Source organism: Myroides sp. WP-1 (genome assembly GCF_014145635.1).
Lineage (GTDB): Bacteria > Bacteroidota > Bacteroidia > Flavobacteriales > Flavobacteriaceae > Flavobacterium.
The window spans coordinates 1-4518 of record NZ_JACHTC010000040.1 but is presented as its reverse complement, the minus strand read 5'-3'; the positions used below and the strand labels follow the sequence as shown (position 1 = coordinate 4518).

Sequence of the window (4518 nt, the reverse complement as noted above, 5' to 3'; positions counted from 1 at the left end):
TCAAATCACCAATAAAAAGGTAAGCAGAAGTGTAGAACTGAATGAAAAAGATAAATTGATGTATATGTTTGAGAAGGAATTAGGATAAGAGAATGATAAGCAAAATAATCAAAGAATGCATTCTCGCTTAATATAGATAAACAGTTCAAAAAAGCCAAATTTCCTTAAAAAATCCTAAAAAAAGAATTTTATAAGCGGCCATTAGGCCCTCATTTTTCTCTACAAGGGGGGATTCGATCGATTCCCTTATGGAATTATTGCTCTAATCCTTCCTATCGACGTTATTGTTGTCATTTATTACCTTCGATTTGATCTATAATTTTCGTTAATCTTTCTTTTGCATCTGCTTTGGCACGCTGACTGGCGCCAATCTCTTCTTTTTTATCGTCTTCTATGTGGTTTGAAAAAATAATTCTTCTATCGCCTTTTTCAATCCAACCAATGAACCAGCCATGATATAAATCAGGATTTTTTGTTCCGTCGGCATTTAACAGACTGCCCATTCCTGTTTTGCCATAAAACTTCCAGCCGTTTTTTAACTCTTCAACAAATAGAATATTTTTTGTCATTGCCGTGGCGTGCGGCTTAACAGGTAATTTGCCCGCTAGCATCTTCTGTAAAAAGGCGACTTGTTCTGCGCTTGAAATCTGCAGAGAACTCGATAACCAAGCATTTGTAAGGCCGTTGTTTTGTCCTTTGTCACCTGAAAGGTCTTTATTTCCGTAATCAAATTTTGTGACATACTCTTGAAAATTTTCCATGCCAAGTTGTTTTGTTAAAACTTGGCTATACCAAACACAGGATTCTTTCATCCAGCTTTTGGGAGTTTGATCCTGATTCCAAGCATCACGCCAATCAACATATCCTTCTTTAAAAGGCCATACGGGATGCATTTCGTCGACAAGAATGCCAGAATCAAATCCTATGAGGCTTAGAGCGATTTTAAAAGTAGACATAGGCGCATAGCGCTTTTCCGGGTCACCCTCACTTTGTAAAACTTTTCCATTCTCTTTTGCAATAAAGCAGCTATCGGCAAAGGCTACGTTGGCCGATAACATAATGGAACATAACAATAAAATAACTTTTTTCATGATTTACCTATCTAAAAACTGAATAATTAATTTTTGAATTTCATCCTTAATTTCAGGACTCCCTCGATCACATAAATCTATGTGCCGAGCTCCCTTCACATAAATAACTTGAACGCCGGACTCAGGAACAACGCCTTCATCTGGTTCATCATCTATTGCTCCAAAGCGTAAAATCTCTAATTTCGGATTTTAATATAGATAAACAGTTCAAAAAAGCCAAATTTCCTTAAAAAATCCTAAAAAAAGAATTTTATAAGCGGCCATTAGGCCCTCATTTTTCTCTACAAGGGGGGATTCGATCGATTCCCTTATGGAATTATTGCTCTAATCCTTCCTATCGACTTTATCCTTATTTTTTATTAATATTATTTTAAAAATGCTCTTGCATAAGAGCTATCAATTTTCTCTTTTTCGTTTAGTTCATTTGCAGCATAAAATACAAGATTTGGATTTTTAAGCAACTCTCTTCCATATGCAACAAAATCACAAAAACTATTTTCAAGAAGATATTCACCCTCTTTTGCTGTTGTTATTAAACCAACAGCAATAACAGGAATATCTACACTTTTTTTAATCTCTTTTGCCCAATTAGCTTGATAAAATGGTTCAATTTTTGGTATTTTATCTGGATTTTCTATATTTCCACCACTTGAAACATGAATACAATCAACTCCAACTTTTTCTAACTCTTTACTTAAATAGATAGAGTCTTCTATATTCCATCCATTTTGCATCCATTCATCAGCACTAATTCTAACAATAAGGGGTAATTTTACCCTATTTTTTATCTCTTTTGCAGTTTCAATTACTAATCTACACCTATTTTCTAAACTTCCACCATAAATATCATCTCTTTTATTTGTTAAAGGTGATAAAAATTCACACAACAAATATCCATGAGCAGCGTGAAGTTCTACTGAATCATAATTTGCTTTTTCGGCTCTAATTGCAGCATTTACAAACAACTCTTTTATTTTTGTTATCTCTTCAAGACTTAACGCTTTTGGAACTTTATATGGTGATTTTTGACTAAAAGCAATTGAGCTTGGAGCTACACAAATATCATCAACAACTTCAGATTTTCTTCCTGCATGAGCTAATTGTATAGAACTTTTTGCTCCAAATAAGTGTAACTTCTCATTCATTTTTTTATGATTTTCAATTAAAGAATCATCCCAAAGTCCTAATTCAAAAGATGAAACTCTTCCTTTTGGCTCAACTGATGCTGGTTCAACAATAATTAAACCAACATCAGCCATTGCTCTTGAAGTATAGTGAAACATATGGAAATCTTTTAATTCTCCACTATTATCACTTTTATACATACACATAGGTGGCATTACAACTCTATTTTTTAGTTCCAAATTACCTATTTTACCTTTGTTTAATAATAAACTCATTGTCAAATCCTCTATTTTTATAAAATTCTCTCTTAAAGTATCTTCAAATTTAGCTAACTCTTTATTTAAATCCAAATCTCCTTTAAAAATATCATGCACAGAGTAAGTTTTTAAAGGTTCTAATCCAACAAATTGAAAAGTTTTATGAGTAGCAACATTTGCTTCATCTAGTGATAATCCATCAAAAAAACCATTTGGATTATTAAATTCACTCTTTGGACAGTTGTATGTGATACTTAACATATATTTTTTACCCTTTAAAAGTCCTCCACTTCCATAAGTTTTACTCTCATCACTTCTACTTCTTCCATCACTTGTATAGTGTCTTCCTTGAGTAAAAGTTTCATCAAAATATTTTTTACTAATCCAAGGAACTCCCATCCAATAAGTAGGATATTGAAATAAAACTGCATCAGCCCACTCAAATTTATCACACTCTTCTTTTATATCATAACCCTTTTCAATGTGTGTATATTTAACATCAAATCCATTTTGTTTAAAAAAATCAGTCGCACGTTCTATAATTTTATTTGTTAATTCACCCTTAGCTACAACATCATAATATTGATGCCCTTAATATAGATAAACAGTTCAAAAAAGCCAAATTTCCTTAAAAAATCCTAAAAAAAGAATTTTATAAGCGGCCATTAGGCCCTCATTTTTCTCTACAAGGGGGGATTCGATCGATTCCCTTATGGAATTATTGCTCTAATCCTTCCTATCGACGAATTGGCAGCAAAACTAAAAAGGAAATAATCTCCATGCTGATAGAGGAACATTATCCATTAACCGGGAAACCATATCCGAAGCGTTTGATATTCAAGGTAGTCGGCTACAGCAGCAGCACCTGGTATGAAAACCCTACTCCCAAAACAGGGAAACGGGGCAGAAAACCCAAGCATAGCGATGAAGAGGTTTTACAGGAGATTAAGGAAGAAATTAAGAAGAGTACATTCAACGCTGAAGGTTATCTGAAAGTGAAGAAGCGCATGGGTAAAAGGAAGATAAACGCTCTGGTAGCCGGCAAGGCACGTGTGAACCGCATCATGCGGGAAAACAACCTGCTGAGCCCCTACAGAAGGCCCGGGAAGACGAATAAGCGCGAACATGATGGTACTATAATCACGGATGCACCCAATGTAATGTGGGCCACTGACGGGAAGAGGTTTTGGATTGATGGGTCAGGTTGGCATTGGTTCTTTGGTGTGATCGATCACTTTAACGATGAGATTATCTCATGGCATATTGCAAGGAAAGGCAACCGGTTTGCCGCCATGGAGCCTGTTAGGGCCGCTGTACGGAAGACTTTCGGTTCGGTAGGTAAGGATGTGTGTAAAGGAATGAAGTTGCAATTAAGAAGCGACCATGGCTCGCAGTATGACTCTGCTGATTTTATGAATGAAATGAAATTCCTGGGATTGGAGGTGTCCAAAGCGTTTGTACGGTCACCGCAATGCAACGGGATAATAGAGCGGTTTCACCGCACCCTGGAAGAACAGGTGTTGCAAACAGAAACATTTTCTTCCTTTGAGGAAGCTTATAACAGTATTAATCAATTTATTAATGACTACAACACGGATTGGATATTTCATAGACTGGAATACTGTTCTCCTGTAGAATACAGGGAAAAGTACGCCGAAAGCCAGCGAAAAGAAAATGATGACATACCATCGGGCAATAAGGATCCTGAGGTTCAGCTTGTCCTCATTTCAAGTGGCTCAATGCCACGAAGAAATGAAATAGCTCTTCAGTCAATGATAAAAGGGGCAATTACTTACAGTAACACCCCTTCAATAAATCCTTCGGTATAATATATCACCATCGGATCAGCTTGTCCGATACAAAAGTAATAAAAAAGATTAAATACAATTAATGTGCTCGGTTATTACGGGCTAATACAGTTGATTTTAAAATTTATTTTCTACCTTTGTCACACTATGCGGCAGTAAATAATATAATTAGAAATACGAATTCAAGTTCTTGTGGTACATTCTACCATCAAGGATGTATTTTTTATGTGATGCATT

The 4518-nt window shown here is 35.4% G+C and carries 3 protein-coding genes; 1 reads left to right on the top strand and 2 read right to left on the bottom strand.

Features of this window, described 5'->3' with window-relative positions; genetic code table 11:
• Positions 1-290 precede the first annotated feature (290 nt).
• Positions 291-1091, bottom strand: coding sequence for a class D beta-lactamase (blaOXA, locus tag H4K33_RS16105; RefSeq protein ID WP_182650820.1), 801 nt, complete (start codon positions 1089-1091; stop codon positions 291-293).
• A 365-nt stretch (positions 1092-1456) separates the two neighbouring features.
• Positions 1457-3013: an NAD(P)H-dependent oxidoreductase gene (locus H4K33_RS16100; RefSeq protein WP_262711043.1), complete on the bottom strand. Its 1557-nt coding sequence runs from the start codon at positions 3011-3013 to the stop codon at positions 1457-1459.
• A 239-nt stretch (positions 3014-3252) separates the two neighbouring features.
• Between H4K33_RS16100 and H4K33_RS16090 the strand changes: the two genes are divergently transcribed.
• The gene (locus tag H4K33_RS16090) at positions 3253-4302 is read left to right on the top strand and encodes an integrase core domain-containing protein (protein WP_088656288.1); all 1050 of its coding nucleotides are present in this window, start codon (positions 3253-3255) and stop codon (positions 4300-4302) included.
• Positions 4303-4518: the final 216 nt, after the last annotated feature.